Annotated in this window: 24 protein-coding genes; 5 read left to right on the top strand and 19 right to left on the bottom strand. The window is 64.7% G+C overall.

All coding sequences use genetic code 11. The features are described from left to right. Nucleotides 1-1441, bottom strand: a 1441-nt coding sequence (locus SE91_RS00110; RefSeq protein WP_061846144.1) for an acyl-CoA dehydrogenase family protein, incomplete at its 3' end; no start/stop codon positions are given. A gap of 232 nt (nucleotides 1442-1673) precedes the next feature. Between SE91_RS00110 and SE91_RS00105 the strand changes: the two genes are divergently transcribed. Beyond that, nucleotides 1674-2375 carry an SDR family NAD(P)-dependent oxidoreductase gene (locus tag SE91_RS00105; protein ID WP_060737238.1) on the top strand — a complete coding sequence of 234 codons (702 nt, stop codon included), beginning with the start codon at nucleotides 1674-1676 and terminating at the stop codon, nucleotides 2373-2375. 125 nt (nucleotides 2376-2500) lie between these two features. After that, nucleotides 2501-3331 carry an enoyl-CoA hydratase gene (locus SE91_RS00100; RefSeq protein ID WP_061850838.1) on the top strand — a complete coding sequence of 277 codons (831 nt, stop codon included), beginning with the start codon at nucleotides 2501-2503 and terminating at the stop codon, nucleotides 3329-3331. A gap of 59 nt (nucleotides 3332-3390) precedes the next feature. Here SE91_RS00100 and SE91_RS35815 read toward each other — a convergent pair whose 3' ends face one another. The 3 genes from SE91_RS35815 to SE91_RS00090 all read right to left on the bottom strand — a co-directional run bounded on the left by SE91_RS35815 (nucleotide 3391) and on the right by SE91_RS00090 (nucleotide 5089). Next, nucleotides 3391-3984, bottom strand: coding sequence for a hypothetical protein (locus SE91_RS35815; RefSeq protein ID WP_156489385.1), 594 nt, complete (start codon nucleotides 3982-3984; stop codon nucleotides 3391-3393). Between the two features lie 210 nt (nucleotides 3985-4194). Further along, complete coding sequence (locus SE91_RS00095; RefSeq protein WP_061846143.1) at nucleotides 4195-4818, bottom strand: GNAT family N-acetyltransferase; 624 nt, start codon at nucleotides 4816-4818, stop codon at nucleotides 4195-4197. Nucleotides 4819-4885: 67 nt separating this feature from the next. Beyond that, nucleotides 4886-5089 (bottom strand): DUF1127 domain-containing protein, encoded by a 204-nt coding sequence (locus SE91_RS00090; protein WP_008541482.1) that lies wholly within the window; start codon nucleotides 5087-5089, stop codon nucleotides 4886-4888. 110 nt (nucleotides 5090-5199) lie between these two features. Here SE91_RS00090 and SE91_RS00085 point away from each other — a divergent pair, with 110 nt between their 5' ends. Then, nucleotides 5200-6099: a transcriptional regulator GcvA gene (locus SE91_RS00085; RefSeq protein WP_061846142.1), complete on the top strand. Its 900-nt coding sequence runs from the start codon at nucleotides 5200-5202 to the stop codon at nucleotides 6097-6099. Nucleotides 6100-6243: 144 nt separating this feature from the next. Then, complete coding sequence (locus SE91_RS00080) at nucleotides 6244-7572, top strand: MFS transporter (protein WP_061846141.1); 1329 nt, start codon at nucleotides 6244-6246, stop codon at nucleotides 7570-7572. A gap of 138 nt (nucleotides 7573-7710) precedes the next feature. Here the strand turns inward: SE91_RS00080 and SE91_RS00075 are convergent, their stop codons facing one another. Genes SE91_RS00075 through SE91_RS00065 form a run of 3 tightly spaced genes read right to left on the bottom strand, consistent with a single transcriptional unit; the run spans nucleotide 7711 to nucleotide 10317 of the window. Then, nucleotides 7711-8124 carry a Rieske (2Fe-2S) protein gene (locus SE91_RS00075; protein ID WP_008541477.1) on the bottom strand — a complete coding sequence of 138 codons (414 nt, stop codon included), beginning with the start codon at nucleotides 8122-8124 and terminating at the stop codon, nucleotides 7711-7713. Beyond that, nucleotides 8124-9233, bottom strand: coding sequence for an amidohydrolase family protein (locus SE91_RS00070; RefSeq protein ID WP_061846140.1), 1110 nt, complete (start codon nucleotides 9231-9233; stop codon nucleotides 8124-8126). The genes SE91_RS00075 and SE91_RS00070 overlap by 1 nt, the downstream gene beginning before the upstream one ends. Nucleotides 9234-9258: 25 nt before the next feature. After that, nucleotides 9259-10317: an amidohydrolase family protein gene (locus SE91_RS00065; protein WP_061846139.1), complete on the bottom strand. Its 1059-nt coding sequence runs from the start codon at nucleotides 10315-10317 to the stop codon at nucleotides 9259-9261. Nucleotides 10318-10459: 142 nt separating this feature from the next. On the opposite strand from SE91_RS00065, the gene SE91_RS00060 reads away from it, so the two are divergent. Beyond that, a complete protein-coding gene (locus tag SE91_RS00060; RefSeq protein ID WP_008541474.1) occupies nucleotides 10460-10942 on the top strand; it encodes a CinA family protein in 483 nt (160 codons plus the stop codon). A gap of 167 nt (nucleotides 10943-11109) precedes the next feature. On the opposite strand, the gene SE91_RS00055 is transcribed toward SE91_RS00060, so the two are convergent. From SE91_RS00055 to SE91_RS00005, 12 genes are all read right to left on the bottom strand, one after another. Then, on the bottom strand, nucleotides 11110-11376 hold the full coding sequence (locus SE91_RS00055; RefSeq protein ID WP_008541473.1) for a DUF1488 family protein: 267 nt from the start codon (nucleotides 11374-11376) through the stop codon (nucleotides 11110-11112). Nucleotides 11377-11464: 88 nt separating this feature from the next. Further along, nucleotides 11465-12934, bottom strand: coding sequence for an AMP nucleosidase (locus SE91_RS00050; RefSeq protein WP_061846138.1), 1470 nt, complete (start codon nucleotides 12932-12934; stop codon nucleotides 11465-11467). A gap of 163 nt (nucleotides 12935-13097) precedes the next feature. Then, the gene (locus tag SE91_RS00045; RefSeq protein ID WP_061846137.1) at nucleotides 13098-14432 is read right to left on the bottom strand and encodes an HlyD family type I secretion periplasmic adaptor subunit; all 1335 of its coding nucleotides are present in this window, start codon (nucleotides 14430-14432) and stop codon (nucleotides 13098-13100) included. Next, nucleotides 14429-16177 carry a type I secretion system permease/ATPase gene (locus SE91_RS00040; RefSeq protein ID WP_061846136.1) on the bottom strand — a complete coding sequence of 583 codons (1749 nt, stop codon included), beginning with the start codon at nucleotides 16175-16177 and terminating at the stop codon, nucleotides 14429-14431. Before SE91_RS00040 ends, SE91_RS00045 begins: the two co-directional genes overlap by 4 nt. A gap of 254 nt (nucleotides 16178-16431) precedes the next feature. Then, on the bottom strand, nucleotides 16432-16701 hold the full coding sequence (locus SE91_RS00035) for a GlsB/YeaQ/YmgE family stress response membrane protein (RefSeq protein WP_008541453.1): 270 nt from the start codon (nucleotides 16699-16701) through the stop codon (nucleotides 16432-16434). Between the two features lie 243 nt (nucleotides 16702-16944). Then, nucleotides 16945-17922: an ABC transporter ATP-binding protein gene (locus tag SE91_RS00030; RefSeq protein ID WP_061846135.1), complete on the bottom strand. Its 978-nt coding sequence runs from the start codon at nucleotides 17920-17922 to the stop codon at nucleotides 16945-16947. Then, entirely contained in the window at nucleotides 17919-19334 is a 1416-nt protein-coding gene (locus SE91_RS00025) for an Asp-tRNA(Asn)/Glu-tRNA(Gln) amidotransferase GatCAB subunit A (protein WP_061846134.1), read from the bottom strand. Before SE91_RS00025 ends, SE91_RS00030 begins: the two co-directional genes overlap by 4 nt. Next, nucleotides 19331-19528: a hypothetical protein gene (locus SE91_RS00020; protein WP_061846133.1), complete on the bottom strand. Its 198-nt coding sequence runs from the start codon at nucleotides 19526-19528 to the stop codon at nucleotides 19331-19333. The genes SE91_RS00025 and SE91_RS00020 overlap by 4 nt, the downstream gene beginning before the upstream one ends. After that, nucleotides 19525-20583 carry an ABC transporter ATP-binding protein gene (locus tag SE91_RS00015; RefSeq protein WP_061846132.1) on the bottom strand — a complete coding sequence of 353 codons (1059 nt, stop codon included), beginning with the start codon at nucleotides 20581-20583 and terminating at the stop codon, nucleotides 19525-19527. The genes SE91_RS00020 and SE91_RS00015 overlap by 4 nt, the downstream gene beginning before the upstream one ends. Next, nucleotides 20580-20753, bottom strand: a complete 174-nt coding sequence (locus tag SE91_RS36770; protein ID WP_197489588.1) for a hypothetical protein — start codon at nucleotides 20751-20753, stop codon at nucleotides 20580-20582. Before SE91_RS36770 ends, SE91_RS00015 begins: the two co-directional genes overlap by 4 nt. Before the next feature lie 2 nt (nucleotides 20754-20755). Then, entirely contained in the window at nucleotides 20756-21658 is a 903-nt protein-coding gene (locus SE91_RS00010; RefSeq protein ID WP_061846131.1) for an ABC transporter permease, read from the bottom strand. A 2-nt stretch (nucleotides 21659-21660) separates the two neighbouring features. Beyond that, nucleotides 21661-22614 (bottom strand): ABC transporter permease, encoded by a 954-nt coding sequence (locus SE91_RS00005; RefSeq protein WP_061846130.1) that lies wholly within the window; start codon nucleotides 22612-22614, stop codon nucleotides 21661-21663. Between the last annotated feature and the right edge of the window lie 121 nt (nucleotides 22615-22735).

The following is a 22735-nucleotide window of genomic DNA, read 5'->3' as shown; positions in this document are numbered from 1 at the left end:
GCGGCACGGTCGCGCTGTCGTCGAGCCGGGCATGCAGATCGGCCGCGAGCGCGGACTCCGCGCCGTGACGACCGACAGCGCGCCTGAGCGCGTCGATCGCGACGATGTTGCCCGTGCCTTCCCAGACCGAGCCGAGATGGGCGTCGCGCAGCAGGCGCGGTGTCGCGAATTCCTCGATATAGCCGATGCCGCCGCGCATCTCGAGCGCATCGCCACAGACCTTTCGCGCGTCGCGGGTGGCGCGGAATTTCAGCGTCGGCGTGAGGATGCGCAACAGCGCCGCTGCGTCCTGGCTGCCGGCTTCGGCGCGGTCGAGCGCATCGGCGGTGAGGAAGCTCATCGACAGCGCCTGCTCGACCGGCAGCATGATCTTCAGCATCTGCCGCCGTCCCAGTGGCAGGTCGATGACGCGCTGACCGAACACCACGCGGTTCTTCGCGACCGTCATCGCGTCGTGATAGGCCCGGCGCATCAATGCGGTGGACTTGACGCCATTGGAGAGCCGCGACGAGTTCACCATCTCGGCCATCTGCACGAAACCGCGGTCGAGCTTGCCGACCGCATAGGCGATGGCGCCTTCGAACTTGATCTCGCCCGAGGCCATCGAGCGGGTACCGAGCTTGTCCTTGAGACGCACGATCCGGTAGTGGTTCTGCGAACCGTCGTCGAGGAAGCGCGGCATCAGGAACAGACCGACACCGCGGGTGCCGGGGCCGGCGCCTTCGGGGCGCGCGAGCAGCATGACCACCTTGGCGTCGGCGTTCGAGCAGAACCATTTCTCGCCATAGAGGCGCCAATGGTCGCCCTCCTGCGCCGCGCGCGTGGTCAGCGTGCCGACGTCGGAGCCGCCCTCCTTCTCGGTCATGAACTGGCCGCCCTGGGTGAGCTTGCTCATGTCCGTCTGCGTCAGACCGCCGAGATATTTGGCCTTCAATGCGTCGCTGCCGAAATTCGCCAGCAGTTTTGCGCAGCCGTCGGTGACGTTGATCGGGCAGCCCATGCCGAATTCGGTCTGGTTGAACAGGAAGGTGAAGGCGTGCTTGGCGACAACAGGATATTTGTCAGGCCAGCCCATGATGCCCTTGCGGATCGAGAGCGCGTGAATGCCGAACTCGCCGAACGCGGCCTTCTCCAGTTCGCGATAGGCCGGATGATATTCGATCCACTGCACGTCGCGGCCGAACTTGTCGCGCTGGTGCAGAATGGGCGTGTGCCGGTCGGCGAGCCGCGCGCATTCGTCGAGCACGCCGCCGGCGAGTTCGCCGAGACGGTCGAGATGCGGCTCGATGTGACGGAAAAGTCTATCAGGCAGATGGATGCGCAACAGGTCGGTCAGCGCCGGATCGGCGCGGTAGAAGTTCATGCCCGAGGTGTCGGGCGCCAGCAGGCCGGACGGCTCGGCCGCGACTTTTTCGGGCTGCGCTTGGACCGGCTTGTGCATGATCGTCCTCTTCGTTTCCGCCCGGGGGCAAGTCTTCACTTGTCTAGGCGCTTGCCGCTTGGGATGATGTCGATCATGCTCCAGCGGCGGACGCGGATAAAGCCGCAAATCGTCAGGGCCGCATGATCGCCGTGCGTGAGCAATTCGCTGTGCGGAATTGTGAACGCTCCGGCTGGTTCTCCGCGCGGACCATGCATAGATCAACGGCTCCCCGTCTGCGAGAGATCACGCCATGGAACACCCGAAATACAAGATCGCGCTCATCGTCGGCGCCGGCGAAGGATTGAGTGCGTCGCTGGCGCGGCTGTTGGCCGCCCAGAATATCCGCGTCGCCCTTGCCGCGCGCAAGATCGAGAAGCTCGGCGCGCTCTGCACCGCGACCGGCGCCAAGGCCTATGCCTGCAACGCGACGGACCCCGAGGAAGTCGAGCGGCTGTTCGGCCTCGTCGAGCGCGAGATCGGCACGCCCGATCTCGTCGTCTACAACGCCAGCGGCCGCACCCGCGGACCGTTCGTGGATCTCGTCCCCGCCGATGTGGCGCAGGCGATCGCGGTCAGCGCCTATGGCGGCTTCCTGGTGGCGCAGCAGGCGGCCAAGCGCATGCTGCCGAACAAGCATGGCGCGATCCTGTTCACCGGCGCCTCGGCCAGCGTGAAGGGCTATGCTCAGTCGGCGTCGTTCGCGATGGGCAAGTTCGCGCTGCGCGGGCTGGCGCAGAGCCTCGCACGCGAATTGTCGCCGCAAGGGATCCATGTCGCGCATTTCGTCATCGACGGCGGCATTCGCAGTGCCGCGCGCACTGAACCCGCGGACAAGCCGGATTCGATGCTCGATCCCGACGCGATCGCAGAGAGCTATTGGAGCGTGTTGCAGCAGCCGCGCAGCGCCTGGAGCTGGGAGCTGGAGCTGCGGCCCTGGGTGGAGAATTTTTGAGCCGATAAGGCAACAACAACCGTCATTGCGAGCGAAGCGAAGCAATCCAGAGATGCCTCCGCGGAAGCAGACTGGATTGCTTCGTCGCTTCGCTCCTCGCAATGACGAAGCTAATGGGAGGCGACATGAGCACGGAAACCACCATCGACACCGGCACGAACGAACTCCTCTGCGTCATTCGCGACCGCGTCGCCATCATCACGCTGAACCGGCCGGAGGCGCGCAACTCGCTGTCGGATGCGCTGACGCCGGCGCTGCGCACGATGATCCGGAGCTGCGGCGAGAACCCGGATGTCGGCGCGCTGCTGCTCACCGGCGCGGGCGAAGCCTTCTGCGCCGGCGGCAACGTCAAGGGCATGGGCGCGCATCGCGATCCGAAGAAGCTGGAGATGTCGCTGGAAGAGCGCGTCGCCGATCTGCAGGAGCGGCAGCGGCTGCTCACGGGCGCGTTGGTGTCGGTGCGCAAGCCGACCATCGCCGCCCTGCCCGGCCCCGCGGTCGGCGCGGGCCTTGCCATCGCCATGGCCTGCGACATCCGCATCGCCGCGCAATCGGCCTTCGTCGCCACCGGCTATGCCCGCATCGCGCTCAGCGGCGACTACGGCATCGCCTGGCTGCTCACCCGCCTCGTCGGCACCGCGCGGGCGCGCGAACTCATGTTCACCGGCGACCGCGTCGATGCGGCACGTGCTGAAGCGATCGGCCTCGTCAACCGTGTTGTGCCTGATGACAAGCTGCAGGCCGAAGCTTTCGCCTTGGCGAGGTCGCTCGCCGGAGGTCCGCGCCTGGCGCTGCGCTACATGAAGGACAATCTCGACGAAGCCGTGCTGTTCGACTTCGAAACCGCCCGCGACCATGAGGCGGAACGGCTGGTGCGCCTGACCACGACCGCGGATCACAAGGAGGCCGTGCAGGCCTTCATCGAGAAGCGCAAGCCGGTGTTCACGGTAAAATAGGCGCTCATCAGTAACTCGGATGGAGCGCGGACGCATCAGTCAACGCGACGCTGTGCGGATTAGCGCTTTGTACGACCGAGCTCGTCGTGATTATTGAACAGCTCTAGTGCCCGGTCACTCAGATATCCACCGCCGCACGGTCCAAACCTAGCATCAATTCGACCGCGATAGACGACCCGCTTTGTGGTAGTCTCCACCGCCTTCCACGGATCGGCAAACGTATTGGGATATGCCGCCACACCGACAGTTTTTCCAGGCGGCCATTCTCCCGTTGCCGTCTTGCCACTGCAGCTGGCATCACACCATCCTTCGCTGATGACGAAGGCTTTTCGATCTTTCGACGTCGTGAATAGCCGTCCCTTCAAAACCTCGACGCGATCAAAAACGAGGAGGCTGATCGGGATATTCGTCTTGCGGGCATCCGTTAGATAGCGCGCGGAGACGATGCGGCCGCGAAATAGGATCGGCGCCTGCTTGAGCCGATAGAGGTTCAAGCGGTCTTCCACATCGCGACGTCTTTGTTCAGCGGGGATTTCATCGCTGCCAGCTGGTGGGGACCAGATATTCAGAGGAATTGGACAATCCAGTGCTTCCGCTGTCCCCGGGCACGCCAAAATACCAAATAGCGACAGTGCGAGAATGACAACGCGCATGTGATAAGCGGCTTTTTCAGTTCATCGGCAAACAAGTGGCCGGATAGACCCCTTCCTTCAAGCTAGAGGGCGGCCGTGCGCTTGACAATCAGCTGATCCAAGCGACACGTTCTCGACCATCAGAGGCCGGCGCTTCGCGGGATGCAACTGGGCTTGCTGCGCAAAAAGACGCCCGGCGCTGGTTCTCACCAGGCCGGGCTTGCAGTGGTGTCAGGCCGAGGCTGAGGGGCTATCGGCCTGACGGGAAAGGGCGGCGAGGCGCCAGCTCGCGCAAGGAATGTCTTTCGGTGCGACCGCGATCTCCTTGTCGAAGCGCACCAGCTTCCAATCGTCGGGATGGTTGACGAACGTGAAGTCGGATTTGCGCGCGAGCGAGATCATGGTCTCGTTGGAGCGCAGCGTGTCGCCGAAGATATGCTCGGCGCCGAGCGCAGCGGCGCGGCACTCGAGGTTCTTCAGAAGCGCGGTGGCGATGCCGTGGCCGTGCCAGCGATCGTCGACCGACATGCCGAACTCGACCGTCGCGGTTTCGGCATGGAGCGCATAACGCATCTCGGCGACGATGGTCTCGAAGCCATCGACCATCATGGTCGCGACGACGGTGAAGCGCTCGTGCCCCCCGACCTCGAGGAAATCGTGCAGCAATCCCTTCGGCAGTTCGCTGATCGCGCCGAAGAAGCGGTTGTAACGCGAGCGGGTCGAGAGCGAGCGGAAATAGTGCTGGAGCTCGTCGGTGTCGCGCGGCTCGACGAAGCGGACGGTGACGGCGTCACCCTGCCGTGTGCGCAGTGTATCCGAATATTGCGCGAGGTCTTCGAGGCGAAGCGTGCTCATACACATGCCGTGGGGAAAGAGGACCGCCGGCGCCCCTGTGCTCAGGCGGCGCCGGCCTGGCGGCCAATCAGGCCCGCCAGAAGGGCTTTTCGGCCTCATAGGCGACATCGGACCAGGAGAGGCCTACGTCCTGGAGATCCCGGGCCGTCCAGTTGGAGAGCTCGCGCCTGTTGCGATAGCGCTCGTGCCAGACATGAAGGGTGTCACCGATCTGGTAGAGCAGACCAAGCGCATGATGATTTGTCATCGAATTCTGGGTCAAAATGGACATCTTCAGCTCCTTGAGCTAAGTTGACTGCTAGTATCCGCCTTCTGTTGCGCCGCGACAAACGACAATTTGTACCTTTTCGCATGAAATAACGTCATGTATCCTGCTGCCAGATGACTGCCAGATTGCCCTCCTTGAACGGATTGCGGGCGTTCGAGGCCGCCGCGCGCCATCTCAGCTTCACGCTGGCCGCGAGCGAGCTGAATGTGACCCAGACCGCGATCAGCCATCAGATCCGAAGATTGGAGGAGGAGCTCGGCATCCGCCTGTTCGTCCGGCAGAACCGCGCGCTGGCGCTGACGCCAGAGGCGCGGGACTACCTCCCCGGTGTGCGCGCTGCCTTCAACGACCTGCGACTCGCCACCGACCGCCTGCTGCGCAAGGACGACGACAAGGTGCTGACGGTGTCGACGCTGGCCTCGCTCGCCGCGAAATGGCTGCTGCCGCGGCTCGCCGATTTCCAGGAGCAGCATCCCGGCATCGATGTCCGCATCACCACTTCGACCAGCCTGGTGGATTTCCAGCGCGACGACGTGGATGCTGCGATCCGCTATGGCCGCGGCCAATGGCCGGGCCTGCGCGCCGACTGGCTGATGGCGGACGAGCTGTTTCCGGTGTGCAGCCCCTCACTGCTGCGCGGCGACAAGCCGCTGCGCCGGCCGGAGGATCTGAGCAACCATCCACTGCTGCACACCTCCAACGCCAACAGCGACGATTGGCGGCTGTGGCTGACAGCGGCCGGCCTGCCCTCCGATATCGCGAGGCACCCCGGCATCACCTTCGACATGATCTTCATGACCATCCAGGCCGCGATCGACGGCATCGGGGTGGCGATGGGACGCACGTCCTACGTCCAGGACGACATCGCCAAGGGCCGGCTGGTGGTGCCCTTCAAGATCGCGCTGCCGGCGGACGCCGGCTTCTACCTGGTCTCACCCGAGGGCCGGCGCGAGGCGCCGAAACTGGTCGCTTTCCGGGACTGGATGATCGCTGCAGCGCAAAATAAAGCCTGAAAAATCATCAGCTTCGCCGGCAAAAGCGGTTGACTCGCCTCGCCCCGCGCGGGAAGGGGTATGGCAGATTGTCGCAGCATCAATCTGTCGCCTTGCCGAAAGGACGATTTTCGGCCTGCCACGCCTTTCCAAGGGGAGAACGCCATGGCTGGATCAGCCGCATCGACCAATCCACCCGCGATCAACTCGCGCATCGGCGCTATCCTGCGCGCAACGTCAGGCAATTTCCTCGAACAGTTCGACTTCTTCCTGTTCGGCTTCTATGCCGCCGCGATCGGCAAGGCGTTCTTCCCCTCCACCAACGAGACGGCCTCGCTGCTCAACACATTCGGCGTGTTCTGGCTCGGCGCACTCATGCGTCCCGTCGGCGCGATCGTGCTCGGCGCCTATATCGACCGCATCGGCCGCCGTCAGGGGCTAATCGTCACCCTTGGCATCATGGCGTTCGGCACCGTCGTCATCGCGTTCTGCCCGAGCTACGAAACCATCGGCATCGCGGCGCCAATCATCGTGCTGGCAGGCCGGCTGCTGCAAGGCTTCTCGGCGGGCGTCGAACTCGGCGGCGTATCAGTGTATCTCGCGGAAATCGCAACGCCCGGCAATCGCGGCTTCTATACCTCGTTCCAATCGGCGAGCCAGCAGGTCGCGATCTTCGTCGCTTCGATCCTCGGCTTCATCCTCTCCGAACTGATGCCGGCCGACACGGTGGCCGCCTGGGGCTGGCGCATTCCGTTCTTCGTGGGCTGCCTGATCATTCCGCTGATCTTCGTCCTGCGACGGACGCTGGAGGAGACGCCGGCCTTTCTCGCCATGAGGAAGCATCCGACGACGCGCGAGGTGTTCGCCTCCGCACTCACCAACTGGCGCATCGTCGTGCTCGGCATGATGATCGCGATCCTGACCACGACGACGTTCTACTTCGTCACCGTCTACACGCCGACCTTCGGCAAGACCGTGTTGAAGCTGTCGACGCAGGACGCGCTGCTCGTGACCCTACTGGTGGCAGTGAGCAACTTCATCTGGAATCCGGTCGGCGGCGCGCTGTCCGACCGCATCGGCCGCAAGCCGGTGCTGCTCGCCATTGCCGGCCTCTCGCTCGTCACCGCCTATCCGGCGCTGCACTGGCTGGTGGCGGCGCCGACCTTCGGCAAGCTGCTCGCGGTCGAGATGATGTTCTCGTTCTATTTCGGCGTTTACAGCGGCACCATGCTCGGCGCACTCGTCGAGATCGTGCCGGCGCATGTGCGCACCACCTGCTTCTCGCTCGCCTTCGCACTCGCCGCCGCCCTGTTCGGCACCTTCACGCCGTTTGCCTCGACCTGGCTGATCGAACGCACCGGCGACAAGGCGGCGCCCGGCTTCTGGCTGATGTTCGCAGCCCTGCTCGGCATCATCGCGGCCTCGACGGTGTATCGCGGTGGCGGCACGGTGCCCGTTTATGATGCGGTGCCGGAGCCGGTGGCGGGGCATTAGACGGTGTCATTCCGGGGCGCGCATAGCGCGAGCTAAGATGCGCAATTGCGCATCGGAGAATCCATTTCTCCCAGCATTCCCGTCGCACGATGGATTCCGGGCTCGATGCTTTGCATCGCCCCGGAATGACCGTGGGATCTACAGCTCCACCACCACGTAGTCGCTCTCGACCTTCACCGGGATGGTCTCGGCGACATACGGCCCCTTCACCACGCTGGCGCCCGGCTCGACATGAGCGGGATAGGCCTTCACGCGGAAGCGGCGGGGATCGCAATAGGATTGGCCGGTGCGGATGTCGAACTCCCAGCCGTGCCAGGGGCAGCGGATGATTTCACCGAGCTTGGTGTATTCGATCTCGCCGGGATCGCTGGATTGCGCGAGTCCGATCAGCGGGCCCTCGCACAGCGCCGCGCCCTGATGCGGGCAGCGGTTCATCAGGCCGAAATATTCACCCTTGATGTTGAAGACGGCGATCGGCCGTCCGTCGATCTCCAGAAATTTTCGCGTGCCCGGCGGAAGCTCGTCGACCGCGGCGATCACATGACGGGCCATCAAGCCAGTCCGTAAAGCTTCTTGGCATTGCCGAGATAGAACGCCTCGCGATTTGTCTCGCTGACACCTGCCGGCAAGACGCGCGACGGCTCGTCATAATCCCAATGCGGATAGTCCGTTGCGAACAACAGCCGGTCCCAGCCGATCCAGTTGATGACGTCGAACAGATCCTCGCGCCGCTCGGGGTCTTCCATCGGCTGCGTCGTCCACCACACCTGCTCGCGGATATATTCCGACGGCGGCCGCTTCACGTGCGGGACCTCGCTGCGAAGGCGCTGCCAGGTCTTGTCCAGCCGCCATGCCAGCGACGGCGCCCAGCCGAAGCCGGCCTCGATCATCACCATCTTCAGCTTCGGGAAGCGCTCGAACACGCCTTCCAGCACGAGGCTCGCCAGCGCCGATTGCTGGCACTGCGAGTGCCCCACCATCTCCTCGATGTAATAGGACGGCCAGCCCGAGGGCGTGATCGGATTGCCGCCGAAGCCGAAGGCGTGCACGCCGACGGGAAGGCCGGCCTCTTCCGCGGCCTGGTAGATCGGCCAGTAGCGGCGCTGGCCGAGCGGCTCGACATTGCGGCTGAGCAGCAGCACCTGGACGAAATTCTTGTCGCCGGCGCGCTCGCGGATTTCGGCGGCGGCCGACAGCCCGTCCTCATTGCCAACGACAATCGACGCCTTCAGCCGCTTGTCCTTGCTGGTCCATTTGTCGATCTGCCAGTCGTTGATCGCCGAGCAGAGAGCGGCCGAGAGCTCGTGATTGCGGATGCCCTGCCCGGTGTTGAGCGGGTTGAGCACGCCCAATTGCACGTTGTTGGGATCGAGCAGTTGCTTCTGCATGAAGGAGAGTGAGGAGCCTTGCGGCCCGCCTTCCGGCGGATAGGCATCGCGGCGCGAGGCGTTGGGCTGGGCTTTCGGATAGGGCGGGCCTTCCATCATGCCCTGATAGGCATGGACACCGTAGATCTCGAGGTGATGCTGCCAGCGTTTGGCGAGATAGGGATAGAGCTCGGTGCGGGTGGCGCGAGCCGGATGGATGTCGCAATCCGCGATCGCGGTTTTCGTCGTCAGTGGGGAAGCAGCTTCTTGGCTCTCGCGGAACTGGATATTCATCGCCTTGCCTCCTTTGGCAGCGGGCTCATTTCAGGCGGGGATAGGTCGCATGCGGATTGTCGATCATGATCTTGCGCACGAGATCGGGGGACAGACCTTCGGGCAGCGCGTCCTGGCCATCGAACTGCCAGTGCGGATAGTCCGTGGAGAATAGGACCAATTCGTCCGACTGCATATGATCAAACAGGCGATTTAATGTCGCCGAGTCTGGCGGTGCATCAAATGGTTGTAACGAGAAGCGGATGTTGCTGCGCACAATGTCCAGCGGCGCGCGGTCGACCCACGGCGTCTCCATCCGCACCCCGCGCCAGAATTTGTGCAGGCGCCAGAGATAAGGGGAGATCCAGGAGACGCCGGATTCCAGCATCACCATCTTCAGCCGCGGATATTTGGCGAACACGCCCTCGACAATCAGACTGGTGAGCTGGGTCTGGAACGCCTGGGCCTGACCGACATAATCCTCGATGTGATAGGACCCCCATCCCACCGCGGTCGGCGGATTGTGATAGGCGGAACCGGCGTGGATGCCGATCGGGAGTTCCAGACGCTCCGCGGCCGCGTAGATCGGCCACAGCGCGCGCTTGCCGAGCGGCGTATCGCCCATCACCAGCATCAGCACCTGCACGAAGCGCTTGTCCTGCGCGCAGCGCTCGATCTCCGCCACGGCCTTCTCGACGCTTTGCGTGGGGATCACGATCGAGCCTCGCAGGCGGGGATCGCGATCGAGCCATTCCCTGGCGAGCCAATCGTTCAGCGCGCGGCAGAACGCCGCCTGCATGTCCTCGGAGAACACCATCTGCACGCCGTAGAGCGGATTGCAGATGGCGTAGCTGAGCTGGAAAGGATCGAGAACATGGCGCTGCATGTCCTCCAGGCGTTCGCCGGGTTTGCCGGACTCTGGGCGCCAATCGGGCCGCGACACGATCGGCGATTTCTCGGGATAGGATTGTGAGACGAGATCGACCATGCCGCGCGTCGTCACCTGATCGCGCCAATAGTCGTTCAGGTACGGCAACAGGCTAGTCAGATGCGGCACGGCCGGATGCACATCGCAATCCACCCCGCCAGCGATCAGGGACGCCATGACGCCTCCTTCACGTTTCCTCGTCTCATTCCGTCTTGTCCGCCATTCAAGCAGGCCTGCCCGTCGCCCGCAACTCGGCCAAGCCTTCTGTCATATGCTAGGAAGGCTGGGCTCGGTTGCGAGGGAAGGAGAGGTCAAAGGGATGAAAGAGCTCGTCGGCATTGCGGAACAGGTCGCCGCCAAACTGATCGCGCGCAAGCAGACCATCGCCGTGGCGGAATCCTCCGCCGGCGGGCTGATCTCAGCCAGCCTCCTCGCCGTGCCCGGCGCGTCCGCCTATTTCCTCGGTGGCGCCGTGGTCTATACCCGCGATGCCAGGCGCGCGCTGATGGATATTTCGGATGAAGGAATGAAGGGCTTTCGCTCGTCCTCGGAGCCCTATGCGCAGCTGCTTGCGGAGCGGATGCGATCACGATTCAGCTCCGACTGGGGCCTCTCAGAGACCGGCGCCGCCGGCCCCACCGGCAATCGCTACGGCGATGCCGCGGGCCATAGCTGCATGGCAGTCGCAGGGCCAGCGGTAGAGGTGATGACGCTGGAGACCGGTAGCCACGACCGGTTCGGCAACATGCAGGTCTTCGCAGTGACGGCGCTGAAGCTGCTGCTGAGGAAGCTGGAGGGGTGAACGAGCGTGACTCAAGCGAGTCGGAGCGAGGTCACCACGTCACAGCTGTCATCGCCCGGCTTGACCGGGCGATCCAGTACTCCGAGGAGGTTGTGATTGAAATCGAGGCCGCAGAGTACTGGATGCCCCGCCTTCGCGGGGCATGACAGCGGAGAATGGAGCCGCAGCTACCTGCCCAAATGCCGCATGAAGATCCGCACCACATAGCCGTGGAAGCGCGGCGCTTCGTCGTAGAGGTCGGATGCGATCCGTTCGATGGTCTCGCGCAACGACAGGAACTGCGCCTGGCGTGCGCTGCTTTCGGTACCCTGCATGCCCGCGAGCTCGTCCATCGCGGCGTCGCTGATCTGGCACTGCACCACATCACCGTCGTTCAGCATGGTGAAGCGAAAGGCCAGCCGTTCCAGATCATGGCCGATGATCTTGTCGCGCATGAGTGGCATCAAGTCGTCCTGGTCGAGCTCCCGCTCTGAACAATGCTGAAGATCGCTCCGATTGTCAGCAGCAAAGCGCAGCTTGATCCTACTGGAACGCGACTTCGGCGAAACTGCGGAGCTTGCGCGAATGCAGCCGCTCGGATTCCTGCTGCTTGAGCCGATCCAGCGCCTTCAGGCCGATCTCCAGATGTTGGCCGACGCGGCGGCGATAGAACTCGCTGGCCATGCCCGCGAGCTTGATCTCACCATGCAGCGGCTTGTCGGAGACGCAGAGCAGCGTGCCGTAGGGGACACGGAAGCGGTAGCCGTTGGCGGCGATCGCGGCCGATTCCATGTCGAGCGCCACTGCGCGCGATTGCGACAGGCGGCGGATCACCTCCGGGCCGGAGATCTCCCAGTTGCGATTGTCGACGCTCGCCACCGTTCCCGTGCGCATCAAGCGCTTGAGCTCGAAACCTTCCAACCCCGTGACGTCCTCGACCGCCTCTTCGAGCGCGACCTGCATCTCGGCCAGTGCCGGGATCGGCACCCACAGCGGCAGCTCGCGGTCGAGCACGTGATCCTCGCGCACATAACCGTGGGCGAGCACGTAGTCGCCGAGCCGCTGCGTGTTGCGCAGGCCCGCGCAATGGCCAAGCATTAGCCAGGCGTGCGGCCGCAGCACGGCGACGTGATCGGTGACGTTGCGTGCATTGGACGGGCCCGTGCCGATGTTGATCAGGGTGATGCCACGATAATCCGGTGCGACCAGATGGAAGGCCGGCATCTGTGGTGTGCGCGCCGGCGCTGTGCCGCTGACGGCACCGCCGCTGGTGGTGATCACGTTGCCGGGCGCGACGAAAGCATCGAGACCGGCCTCGCCGGACTGAAGCCGCTGCTGGCAGAGCTGCGCAAAGGCGTCGACATAGAACTGGTAGTTGGTGAAGATCACGAAGTTCTGGAAGTATTCGGGATCGGTGCCGGTGTAGTGGTAGAGCCGTCGCAGCGAGTAGTCGACCCGGGCGGCGCGGAACAGCGACAGCGGCTCGGCCACCCCCGGCCGCAGCTCGAAGGTGCCGTCGGCGATCGAATCGTCCATCGTGGCGAGATCAGGCACGTCGAACGCATCACGCAGCGTCCGCGTGACGGACGAGTTCTCGCTGGTGGTGATGGCGGCTTCGATGTTGATGTCGCGGCGATAGGCGAAATGGATCGGGATCGGCTCGGCGGATTCGCCGATCTCCACCGGCACGCCGTGGTTCTGGATCAGCAAACCGATCTGCTCGGTGAGATAGCTGCGGAACAGATCGGGCCGCGTGACGCTGGTCTCGTGCACGCCGGGGCCGGCGACAAAACCGTAAGCGAGACGCGAATCCAGCCGCGCATGCGTTGCGGTAGTGAGACGGACGAACGGATAGTAAGCGCGAACCCGCGTCGTGATCGCTTCGCCACCGACATAGGCTTCGAACCGCTCGCGCAGGAATTTCGTATTGCGCTCGTAGATCTCTTCGAGCCGCGCGACGGCGCGGCCTGCATCGGAGAAGGATTCGGTGGCGATGGAGGGTAGGGTTTGCATTGTTCGACCGCCGGGTTGCTGTTTGCGATCGTAGTATAGCAAACTGGCAGCCAAGTCGTCATTGCGAACGCAGCGAAGCAATCCAGAAATCTCTCCGTAGAGACAGACTGGATTTGCTTCGCTGTGCTCGCAATTACGAGTGAAGACGACGCGCTATCGCGCGTCACTTCTCGCGGAAGGCGCGCATCAGCTGATCGTGCAGCGGCTTCATCAGGTAGGACAGCATGGTGCGGTCGCCGGTCTGCACGAAGGCTTCCACGGGCATGCCGGGAATCATCTTGACGTCGCCGAGGCGGGCGATCTCTTCGGCGGGCATCGAGACGCGGATGGTGTAGTAGCTCTGGCCGGTACGCTGGTCGGTGGTGACGTCGGGCGACACGCGGCTGACGACGCCCTTGAGCTCGGGCGTGGTGCGCTGGTTGAAGGCGGACAGTCGCAACAGCGTCTTCTGGCCGATCTGAAGCTTGTCGATGTCGACCGGGTTGACTTTGGCCTCGACCTGGAGATCGTCGGCCTGCGGCACGATCAGCATCAGCGCGTCGCCTGCGGTGATGACGCCGCCAATGGTGTGCACCGTCGATTGCAGCACCATGCCGTCCTGCGGCGCACGGATGTCGACGCGGCGGAGCTGGTCCTCGGCGGCGACCTTGCGCTCGATCAGCTCGCCGATCTTGTCGTTGGTCTCGCGCAGGTCCTTGGAGACTTCGCTGACCACGTCCTTGTCGATCTGGATGATCTGAAGCTCGGTCTCCGTGATCTTGCCCTTGGCCTGGGCGCGCGAGGCGATGTACTGCGCGCGTTCGCCGTTGAGGCGGGCCGAGTCGCGTTCGAGCTGGGTCAGGCGCGAGATCTGCACCAGGCGCTTGTCGTAGAGCTCGCGCACGCCGGTGAGCTCGTTCTGCACCAGCGAGATCTCCTGGTCCTTGGCCTTCTCCTGGGCGCTGAGACCGGAGATTTCCTCGTTGAGCTGCGTGATGCGCTCGCGCAGCTGCGCCTTCTGTCCGGTGCGGCCGTTGACGCGGACGTCGAACAGCTTGGTCTCGGCCGAGAGCAGTGCTTTGACGTCGGGATCGTTGGCGCGCTCGAGAAGGCTTTGCGGAAACTCGATCTTGTCGAGACCGCGCTGCTCGGCCTGCAGCCGCGCCGCCCGCGCCTGCGCGGCATCGAGATTCTTGGTGACGATGGCAAGGTTGGCCTTGGTGACGGTGTCGTCGAGCCGCACCACGACGTCGCCGGCCTTGACCACGTCGCCGTCGCGTGCGCGCACCTCGCCGACGACGCCGCCGGTCGGATGCTGCACCTTCTTGACGTTGGATTCGACCACGATCTGGCCCGGCGCAATCAGCGCGCCCGAGATCAGCACCGTGGAAGCCCAGCCGCCGAGCCCAACGACCAGCACCAGCACGATCCCGAGCCCGAGCATCAGGTGGAACTTGATGGAATCGCGCACGGTCTTGTTCGCGGCAGGTTTAGGTCCACCGATCGCCAATGTGCTCATGGCTTGGGCACTCCGCCTTCGCTGACGATCTTAATCGGGGCCGGCGGGGTCGCGCGCGGCTGGAGCACCTGTGCGAGCACCTGCTCCTTGGGACCGAAGGCCTGCATGCGGCCCTCGCGTAGCACCAGGATCTGGTCGACCGCCTCGACGCCGATCGGCCGATGCGCCACCACGACGACGATGGCACCGCGCTCGCGCGCGGCGCGGATGGCGCGGGTCAGCGCCTCGTCGCCCTCGGTGTCGAGATTGGAATTGGGCTCATCGAGCACGATCAGGAACGGATTGCCATAGAGCGCGCGCGCCAGCGCCACGCGCTGCGCCTGGCCTGCCGAAAGCGCGGTGCCCTGCTCGCCGACCTGCGTGTTGTAGCCCTCGCGCATCTTGATGATCATCTCGTGCACGCCCGCCTCCTTGGCCGCCGCGATGATGGCATCCGAGGTGGCCTCGGGATCGAACCGGCTGATGTTCTGGGCGATGGTGCCGCCGAACAATTCGACGTCCTGCGGCAGATAGCCGATGTGGCGGCCGAGCACGTCGCTCGACCATTGATCGAGCGCGGCGCCATCGATCCTCACCTTGCCGCGCGCCGGCTGCCAGACGCCGACCAGCGCGCGGATCAGCGACGATTTGCCGGAACCGCTCGGCCCGATGACCCCGAGGCCGTTGCCGGCGGCGAGCGCAAAGGTGATGTCCTGCACGATGAGGCGCTGGTCGCCCGGCGGCACCATGGCGATGCCTTCGACCGAGAGCCGGCTGGTGGGCGGCTGCAGCTGCGTCGGCGTCGCTTGCGCCGGCATCTGCTCCAACAGGCGGGTCAGGCGCTGCCAGCTCTGGCGCGCCGCGACGAAGGATTTCCAATGCGCGATGGCGAGATCGACCGGCGCGAGCGCGCGGGCGGAGAGGATCGACCCGGCGATGATGATGCCGGCGGTCGCCTCCTGGTGGATGACGAGATAGGCGCCGACCGCGAGCACCGCCGATTGCAGCATCATGCGCAGCACTTTTGCGACCGCGCCGAGACCGCCGGCGACGTCGCTCGCCCGCTGATTGCCGGCGAGATATTTTTCGTTGGCCTCGCTCCAGCGCTGGTTCATGCGGCCGGCCATGCCCATGGACACCATGACTTCGGCATTGCGACGGCTGGCCTGAGCCAGATCGTTGCGCTGGGCGGCAAGGCCCATCGCCTCTTTCGCCGGCTGGCGTGACATGAATTCGGTGACCAGCGTCAGGCCGACCAGGATGATGGCGCCGACCAGCGCGGTGACGCCGATCATGACGTGGAAGGCGAAGCAGATCGCGAGATAGAGCGGCAGCCAGGGCAGGTCGAAGAACGCGCTCGGACCCATGCCGCCGAGGAAGGAGCGGACATTGTCGAGGTCGCGCAGCGGCTGGAGGCCCTCGTTGCGACTGCCGACGAGGAGCGGCAGGCGCACGATAGTGTCGAACACGCGCTTGTTGAGGGCTTCGTCCAGCGCGGTGCCGATCCGCCCGAGGATCCGGTTGCGGATCATGTCGAGCAGGCCCTGCGCCATGTAGAGGAAGCTGGCGAGGATGATGAGGCCGACCAGGGTCGGAACGCTGCGGCTGGGCAGCACCCGGTCGTAGACCTCCAGCATGAAGATCGACCCCGTCAGATAGAGCAGGTTGATCATGCAGCTCATCAAGCCGACGCCGATGAACGCCGTGCGACAAGCACGCAAGGCGTCACCGAGCTCTGAACGGCGGACGCCAGGGATGGCTGCCATCAGTCTTGTCTCTTTCAGGTAAGGGGCGAGGCCCCTGATTTCAAAGACGATTCAGGGGGTACTCGCCGCGGATTAACATCTGTTTTCCGGCCGTCCAACGCGGTCGAAATAATCCTGGCCCCTGACAGGCCACATCTACCCCTGATTGCCTTTCGCGCAATCCGGAATTTCACAGGCTTACGGCTTTTTCTTGCAGGCTTTCAGCCGCTTCAGGGGAAAGGGAGAAACCCAAAGTTCCAGCCCCCAATGCCGGGCTAGAGCCGCCCGCCGCCACGCACCAGCCGGACCACCAGCAGCAGAATGACCGCGCCGATCGCGGAATAGACGATTTCGGAGACGAGCCCGGTGCCGAGACGAATGCCGAGCTTGGGAAACAGAAGGCTCGCCACCAGCGCACCGGCAATGCCGATCACGATGTCGCCGATGATGCCGAATCCAGCGCCCCGCACGATCTTTCCGGCGAGCCAGCCGGCGACCAGGCCGACGAAGAGGATGACGAGCAGGCCTTCGTTGGAAATGTGCATCCGTTAAGTCCCCCTTCCGTGAATGCCCGCATGGAACGGGAACCGGGATGAATGAGGTGTGAATGCTGCTCGCGGCCGGTCAGTTGCGGGAGTCTCGATTCAAGGGCCCAAAACAACCCCATGCACAGTAGACAAGTTGATGATTTCGTGGAGAAAATTCTCAAGTAGGGAACTCGGCTCGTCACCTCTCCCGCAAGAGCTGCGCGAGGGAGCGCGGCTGCGCCCGCAGTGGCGCGCCGCAGTTTACGGCGCTACCGCGACCGGCTCCGCCAGCACGCATCTCGCCGCCCGGGCCGGGCCGACCTCCACATTCCCAGGCAGCCGCTCCAGGCAGCGCGGCTCGGCGAGCTTGCAGCGGGGCGCGAAGGAGCAGTTGTGGGGCTTCTCGGAGAGCGAGGGCGGCGTGCCGGGAATGGTTTCCAGCCGCGCGCCGCGCTTGGCGCCGTGGATGGTGGAGGCGAGCAGGCCCTTGGCGTAGGGATGCACCGGCGAGCGGACGATGTCGCGCAGACTGCCCTGCTCTACGATCTGGCCGGCATACATCACCGCGACACGGTCGCAGATCTCGATCGCGACGCCGATGTCGTGAGTGACGAAGATGACGGACATGCCGAATTCGCGCTGCAGCTCGCGCAGCAACAGCAGGATCTGGATCTGCACGGTGGCATCGAGCGCCGTGGTCGGCTCGTCCGCGAGCAGAATCTTCGGCCGGCAGGCCAGTGCGAGCGCGATCATCGCACGCTGGCGCATCCCACCGGACATCTCGTGCGGATAGGCATCCAGGCGCCGCTTTGCGGAGGGAATGCGCACGACCTCGAGCATTTCGAGCGCACGCGCCCTGCCCTCCGCATAAGATTTGCCTTCGTGGCGCATCACGCTTTCGGCGATCTGTGCCCCGATGGTGTAGACCGGATCGAGCGCGAGCGCGGGCTCCTGGAAGATCATCGAGACGGTCTGGCCGCGGAACGACGACAGCTCCTCGTCATTCATGGCGAGCACGTCGCGGCCCAGCACGTTGACCGTGCCCGAGATCTGCGTGCGCTTCTTCGGCAACAGCCGCATCAGCGCACGCAAGGTCACGCTCTTGCCGGAACCGGATTCGCCGAGCAGGCCCAGCACCTCACTGTTGCCGAGCGAGAGGCTGAGGTCGTTCACGGCATAGACCGTGCGCTCGCCGGTGAAGCGGATGTTCAGGCCTGAGATCTCGACGAGCTTGGTCATGACGGCAGTTTCGGCAATCGGTCGTGATAGTCGGTGACGCGCTGGAACGCGGCGCCGATGGTGAGCAGGGTGGCTTCGTCGAAGGAACGGCCGATCAGCTGCATGCCGACCGGCAGGCCGGCTTTGGTGAAGCCTGATGGCACAGTGAGCGACGGCAGGCCGAGGAAGTTCACGGGGCGGGTGAACAGCGTCAGCCGCTGCACCATGGCCGGCGCATTCGGCCCGCCGCCGACGTCGCTCTCCTCGATGGTCGGCGCCGGCACGGGCGAGGCCGGCGCGATCACCGCATCAACGTGCGCGGTCGCTGCGTTGTGCGCGGCGAGCGCCGCCCCGCGCCAGCGCATCGCCTCGAGATAGGTAATGGCGGGAACGGCTAGGCCATTTTGGAGCCGCATCAGGACCTGCGGGCCATAATCCTGGGGACGCTCGATCATCCAGCGCTTGTGGAAGGCGGCGGCTTCCGCGGCGAGCACCAGCTGGCTCGCCGACGACAATTGCCGCTGGTCCGGCAGCTCGACCGTGACGATGTCGGCACCCTCGCGCTTGAGCACCGCGATGGTCTCGTCCAGCACGCGCGCGACCTCGCTGTCGAGATCGTCGACATAGAAGGACGCGGGAACGCCGATCTTCAGGCCCTTCAGCGAGCCCTTGGTCGCGGCGACATAGTCCGACAGCGGCTCGTGGCTGCAGGTGGAATCCGCCGGATCCGCGCCAGCCATCAGCGCCAGCAGCAGCGCGCAATCCTCGGCAGTGCGGGCGAGCGGGCCGACGGTGTCGAGCGATTGCGACAGCGGCATCGCGCCGGCACGGCTGACGCGACCGACGGTGGTCTTCAGCCCCGTGACGCCGCAGAAATGGGCGGGCATGCGGATCGAACCGCCGGTGTCCGAACCGAGTGCCGCATAGGTCAATCGCGCCGCAACCGCCGAACCGGAGCCGGATGAAGAGCCGCCGGTGATATGGGCGACGTTCCAGGGGTTGCGCACCGGGCCGTAATGGGCGTTGTGCCCGGTCGGGCCATAGGCGAACTCGGCGAGATGCAATGTCCCGAGCCTGACCTGGCCGGCGTCCTTCAGCCGCTGCAGCGCAGTCGATGTCGTGGTCGGCACGAAGTCGCGGCGGATCAGCGAGCCGCAGGTCGAGACCTTGCCGGCGTCGTAGTACATGTCCTTGTGCGCGAGCGGCACGCCATGCAGGGGACCGCGGACATTGCCCTTGGCGAGCTCGGCGTCGGCGGTCTCTGCCGCCTTCAGCGCCTCATCCGCTTCAATCGACATGAAGGCGTTGAGATGCGGTTGCCATTGCGCGATCCGCTTCAGCAGCGCGCGCGTCACCTCATGCGAGGACAGCTGCTTTGCCGCGATCGCGCGCGCGACCTCGGCGAGCGTCATCAGTGCGGGTTCGGTGCTCATTTCGACACCTTTTGCGTCTGCGCGAGCACATAGCCGGCGGGCTCGAGGTCGAACGGCAGCGTGCCTGCAATGGCCGCAAAGCCTTCGAAGGCAGGTCCGATGGAATTGGAGATGCGGGTCGCGATCTCGTCATCCACGGGGACGCCCGCGATGTGTGCGATCGGCTTGATCTCTTTCGGTGTCGGTCTCGTCATACGATTTCTCCCCTGGGTGCGCGGCTATGGCCTGAACCCGGTATAGCCATGTAGCACGCGGCCTCGTGGCCCATCTTATCCAGCTCGGTGAGCTTTGGTGTCGCATTTGCGCAGAGCGGCTCCGCAAACGGGCAACGGGTATGGAAGCGGCAGCCCGGCGGCGGATCGATCGGATTGGGCGGATCGCCCGTGATCGGCGGCGTCTCGGTGCGCCTGTCGGGATCGGAGGACGGCATCGCCGCCAGCAGCGCACGCGTATAGGGATGCGCAGGGCTATCCCAGACCTGATCGACCGGGCCGAGCTCGACGACCTCGCCGAGATACATCACCAGCACGCGGTCGGAGATGTAGCGGACCACGTTGAGGTCGTGGCTGATGAACAGATAGGTCAATCCGAACTCGCGCTTGAGATCGGCGAGCAGATTGAGCACCTGCGCCTCGACGGATTTGTCGAGCGCCGAGACGGCCTCATCCAGGATCACCAGCCGCGGCGACAGCGCCAGCGCACGGGCGATGTTGACGCGCTGGCGCTGGCCGCCGGAAATCTCGTGCGGATAGCGGTTGGCGAAATTCTCCGGGCGGAGGCCGACCTTGCCGAGCAGCTCGCGCGCGAGATTGCGCGCGGTGCCATCGGCCATGCCGTGGACCTTGGGACCGAAGGCGATCGATTCCTCGATCGTCAGGCGCGGATTGAGCGAGGCGTAGGAGTCCTGGAACACCATCTGCATGCCGCGGCGGAGCTCGCGCAGCGAAAGTGACTGGCCGACGGTCATGCCGTCATAGATGATGTCGCCGTCATCGCGCGGCATCAGGTGCATCAGGAGGCGCGCGGTGGTCGACTTGCCACAGCCGGACTCCCCGACGATACCGACGGTTTCGCCCTTGGCCACCGTGAAGGAGACGTTGTCGACGGCCCGCACGGTGCGCTTTGCGGCGAACAAGCCGCCACGCACGGGAAAATGCTTGGTCAGGCCGTTGACCTGAAGCAGCGGCTGCGCAACGCCGCCGCGATCCTCGACAGGCTCCAGCATCTCGAAGGGTGCGGTCTCGCTCATGGCCGCAGTCCTTGATCGCATATGGCCTGCGCCAATGCCTCGATGCCGTCATGGCCGGGCTTGTCCCGGCCATCCACGCCTTGCCACGCGGAAAGGCGAACGTGGATGCCCGGGACAAGCCCGGGCATGACGACCTTCCCTGCCGCGCCAGTGTCCATCTGCATCATCATCGTCAATTCCTGATGTCCATGGCGCTGCGCAGGCCGTCCGAGAGCAGGTTGAAGCAGATCGAGACCGCGAAGATCATCGCGCCCGGCAATGCTGCGACCCAGGGATTGACGTAGATCGCGGTGCGCAGCGTGTTCAGCATCAATCCCCATTCCGGCTCCGGCGGCTTCGTCCCGAGGCCGAGGAAGGAGAGACCGGCTGCGAGGATCATGGAGACGGAGATCAGGCTGGTGGCGTAGACGAAGATCGAGCCCAGCACGTTGCCGAGGATGTGGACGCGCATGATGGTGAAGGCGCCGGCCCCCGAGGCGCGCGCGGCCTCGACGAAATCCATGTTGCGCACGCCGGTGGTGACGCTTTCGGCAACGCGGGTGATCTGCGGCACGAATACCACGGTCAACGACACGATGGAGTTGAGGATGCCGGCGCCGAGCGCGCCGGAGATCGCAATCGCCAGCAGCACCGACGGGAAAGCATAGAACACGTCGACCGTGCGCATGATCGCGGTGTTGAGCCTGCCGCCGACATAACCGGCAACGAGACCGAGCGAGGTGCCGATGCAGAAGGCAAGGATGACAGGCAAAATGCCGATGACCAGCGACAGCCGCCCGCCATAGATCAGCCGCGCCAGCATGTCGCGGCCGAGCTCGTCGGTGCCGAGCGGATAGCCCGATGTGCCGATGTGGCGCAGGCGGCGGATCATCGAGCCCCTGTAAGGGTCTTCGAGACCCAGCCATGGCGCGAGGATCGCGGACAGGAAGATCAGCAGCAGCACCAGCGCGCAGGCCAGGCTGACCTTGTCGCGCATGATGCGGCGGCCGACCGTCGCCCAATAACCGCGCGCCTTGGTCGCGGGCGCGGCCTGAAGCGCGGCGTCAGTGGTGGCGGACAACGGAAGCTCGCTCATCGCTAGCCCCGCTTGATGCGCGGGTCGATCGCGGCTTGGGCGATATCGACGAGCAGATTGAGGAAGACGAAGAACAGCGCCAGGATCAGGATCGTGCCCTGGAGCAGCGGCAGGTCGCGCTGGAAGATTGCCGAGTTGAGCAGAAAGCCCGAACCAGGCCAGGAGAACACGGTCTCGATCAGGATCGATCCGCCGAGCATGTAACCGAGCTGGAGCCCCATCACGGCGAGCGCAGTGGGCGCAGCGTTCTTGATGACGTGGCGGAATACGCCGGTTTCGCGCAGGCCCTTGGCCCGCAGCGCCTCGACGAAATCCTGGCTGAGGATGTCGCCGGTCAGCGCGCGCACCGTGCGGGTGACGATGCCCATCGGGATCACCGATGTCGTGATCGCCGGCAGCACCAGATATTTCAGGTGCGCCCAGTCCCAGGCCCAGGAATTGGAGCCGCTGGGCCCGGCGCCGACCGCAGGCAGCCAGTTCAGCTGCACCGAGAAGATGATGACGAGCAGCATGCCGAGCCAATAATGCGGCACCGAGACCCCGGCGATGGCGAAGGAGGTCGCGACCTTGTCGATCCAGGTCTCGCGGAAATAGCCGGCGATCAGCCCGAGCAGGATGCCCATGGTGAAGCCGATGATCGCAGCGGCGATCGCCAGCGTGACGGTGTTGCCGACCGCGCGCATAACCTCGGCGAGCACGGGGCGCCCGGTGGCGATGGAATTGCCGAGATCGCCATGGAGAGCCCGGAGCAGCCACAGCCCGAACTGCACCGGCAGCGGGCGGTCGAAGCCATAGGCGGCGCGCAGCTGCGCGGCGAGTTCCTGCGAGGCGTCGGCCGGCAGCACGGCGACCAGCGGATCGCCCGGCGTGATGTGCACAAGAAGGAAGCACACCAGCGCCACGCTGATGATGATCGGGACGACGTAGACGATGCGTCTGGCGATATAGGCAAGCACGTTGTTTCTTTCTTCCTTCTCCCCTTGTGGGAGAAGGTGGCGCGCCCAGCGCGCCGGATGAGGGGTTCTCTCCGCGTCTGACGTTGCATCGGTCGAGAGGTCCGCATCCGCGGAGAGAGAC

Source organism: Bradyrhizobium sp. DOA1 (assembly GCF_001593325.1).
Lineage (GTDB): Bacteria > Pseudomonadota > Alphaproteobacteria > Rhizobiales > Xanthobacteraceae > Bradyrhizobium.
The sequence above is the reverse complement of the archived record's forward strand: the minus strand, read 5'-3'. Positions and strand labels throughout refer to the sequence as shown.

Excerpts from the sequence above, each read along its gene's own strand:
- SE91_RS00105 (WP_060737238.1), top strand. The coding sequence starts at position 1,674 with ATGGAACACCCGAAATACAAGATCGCGCTCATCGTCGGCGCCGGCGAA.
- SE91_RS00100 (WP_061850838.1), top strand. The coding sequence starts at position 2,501 with ATGAGCACGGAAACCACCATCGACACCGGCACGAACGAACTCCTCTGC.
- SE91_RS35815 (WP_156489385.1), bottom strand. The coding sequence starts at position 3,984 with ATGCGCGTTGTCATTCTCGCACTGTCGCTATTTGGTATTTTGGCGTGC.
- SE91_RS00095 (WP_061846143.1), bottom strand. The coding sequence starts at position 4,818 with ATGAGCACGCTTCGCCTCGAAGACCTCGCGCAATATTCGGATACACTG.
- SE91_RS00090 (WP_008541482.1), bottom strand. The coding sequence starts at position 5,089 with ATGTCCATTTTGACCCAGAATTCGATGACAAATCATCATGCGCTTGGT.
- SE91_RS00085 (WP_061846142.1), top strand. The coding sequence starts at position 5,200 with ATGACTGCCAGATTGCCCTCCTTGAACGGATTGCGGGCGTTCGAGGCC.
- SE91_RS00080 (WP_061846141.1), top strand. The coding sequence starts at position 6,244 with ATGGCTGGATCAGCCGCATCGACCAATCCACCCGCGATCAACTCGCGC.
- SE91_RS00075 (WP_008541477.1), bottom strand. The coding sequence starts at position 8,124 with ATGGCCCGTCATGTGATCGCCGCGGTCGACGAGCTTCCGCCGGGCACG.
- SE91_RS00070 (WP_061846140.1), bottom strand. The coding sequence starts at position 9,233 with ATGAATATCCAGTTCCGCGAGAGCCAAGAAGCTGCTTCCCCACTGACG.
- SE91_RS00065 (WP_061846139.1), bottom strand. The coding sequence starts at position 10,317 with ATGGCGTCCCTGATCGCTGGCGGGGTGGATTGCGATGTGCATCCGGCC.
- SE91_RS00060 (WP_008541474.1), top strand. The coding sequence starts at position 10,460 with ATGAAAGAGCTCGTCGGCATTGCGGAACAGGTCGCCGCCAAACTGATC.
- SE91_RS00055 (WP_008541473.1), bottom strand. The coding sequence starts at position 11,376 with ATGCGCGACAAGATCATCGGCCATGATCTGGAACGGCTGGCCTTTCGC.
- SE91_RS00050 (WP_061846138.1), bottom strand. The coding sequence starts at position 12,934 with ATGCAAACCCTACCCTCCATCGCCACCGAATCCTTCTCCGATGCAGGC.
- SE91_RS00045 (WP_061846137.1), bottom strand. The coding sequence starts at position 14,432 with ATGAGCACATTGGCGATCGGTGGACCTAAACCTGCCGCGAACAAGACC.
- SE91_RS00040 (WP_061846136.1), bottom strand. The coding sequence starts at position 16,177 with ATGGCAGCCATCCCTGGCGTCCGCCGTTCAGAGCTCGGTGACGCCTTG.
- SE91_RS00035 (WP_008541453.1), bottom strand. The coding sequence starts at position 16,701 with ATGCACATTTCCAACGAAGGCCTGCTCGTCATCCTCTTCGTCGGCCTG.
- SE91_RS00030 (WP_061846135.1), bottom strand. The coding sequence starts at position 17,922 with ATGACCAAGCTCGTCGAGATCTCAGGCCTGAACATCCGCTTCACCGGC.
- SE91_RS00025 (WP_061846134.1), bottom strand. The coding sequence starts at position 19,334 with ATGAGCACCGAACCCGCACTGATGACGCTCGCCGAGGTCGCGCGCGCG.
- SE91_RS00020 (WP_061846133.1), bottom strand. The coding sequence starts at position 19,528 with ATGACGAGACCGACACCGAAAGAGATCAAGCCGATCGCACACATCGCG.
- SE91_RS00015 (WP_061846132.1), bottom strand. The coding sequence starts at position 20,583 with ATGAGCGAGACCGCACCCTTCGAGATGCTGGAGCCTGTCGAGGATCGC.
- SE91_RS36770 (WP_197489588.1), bottom strand. The coding sequence starts at position 20,753 with ATGATGATGCAGATGGACACTGGCGCGGCAGGGAAGGTCGTCATGCCC.
- SE91_RS00010 (WP_061846131.1), bottom strand. The coding sequence starts at position 21,658 with ATGAGCGAGCTTCCGTTGTCCGCCACCACTGACGCCGCGCTTCAGGCC.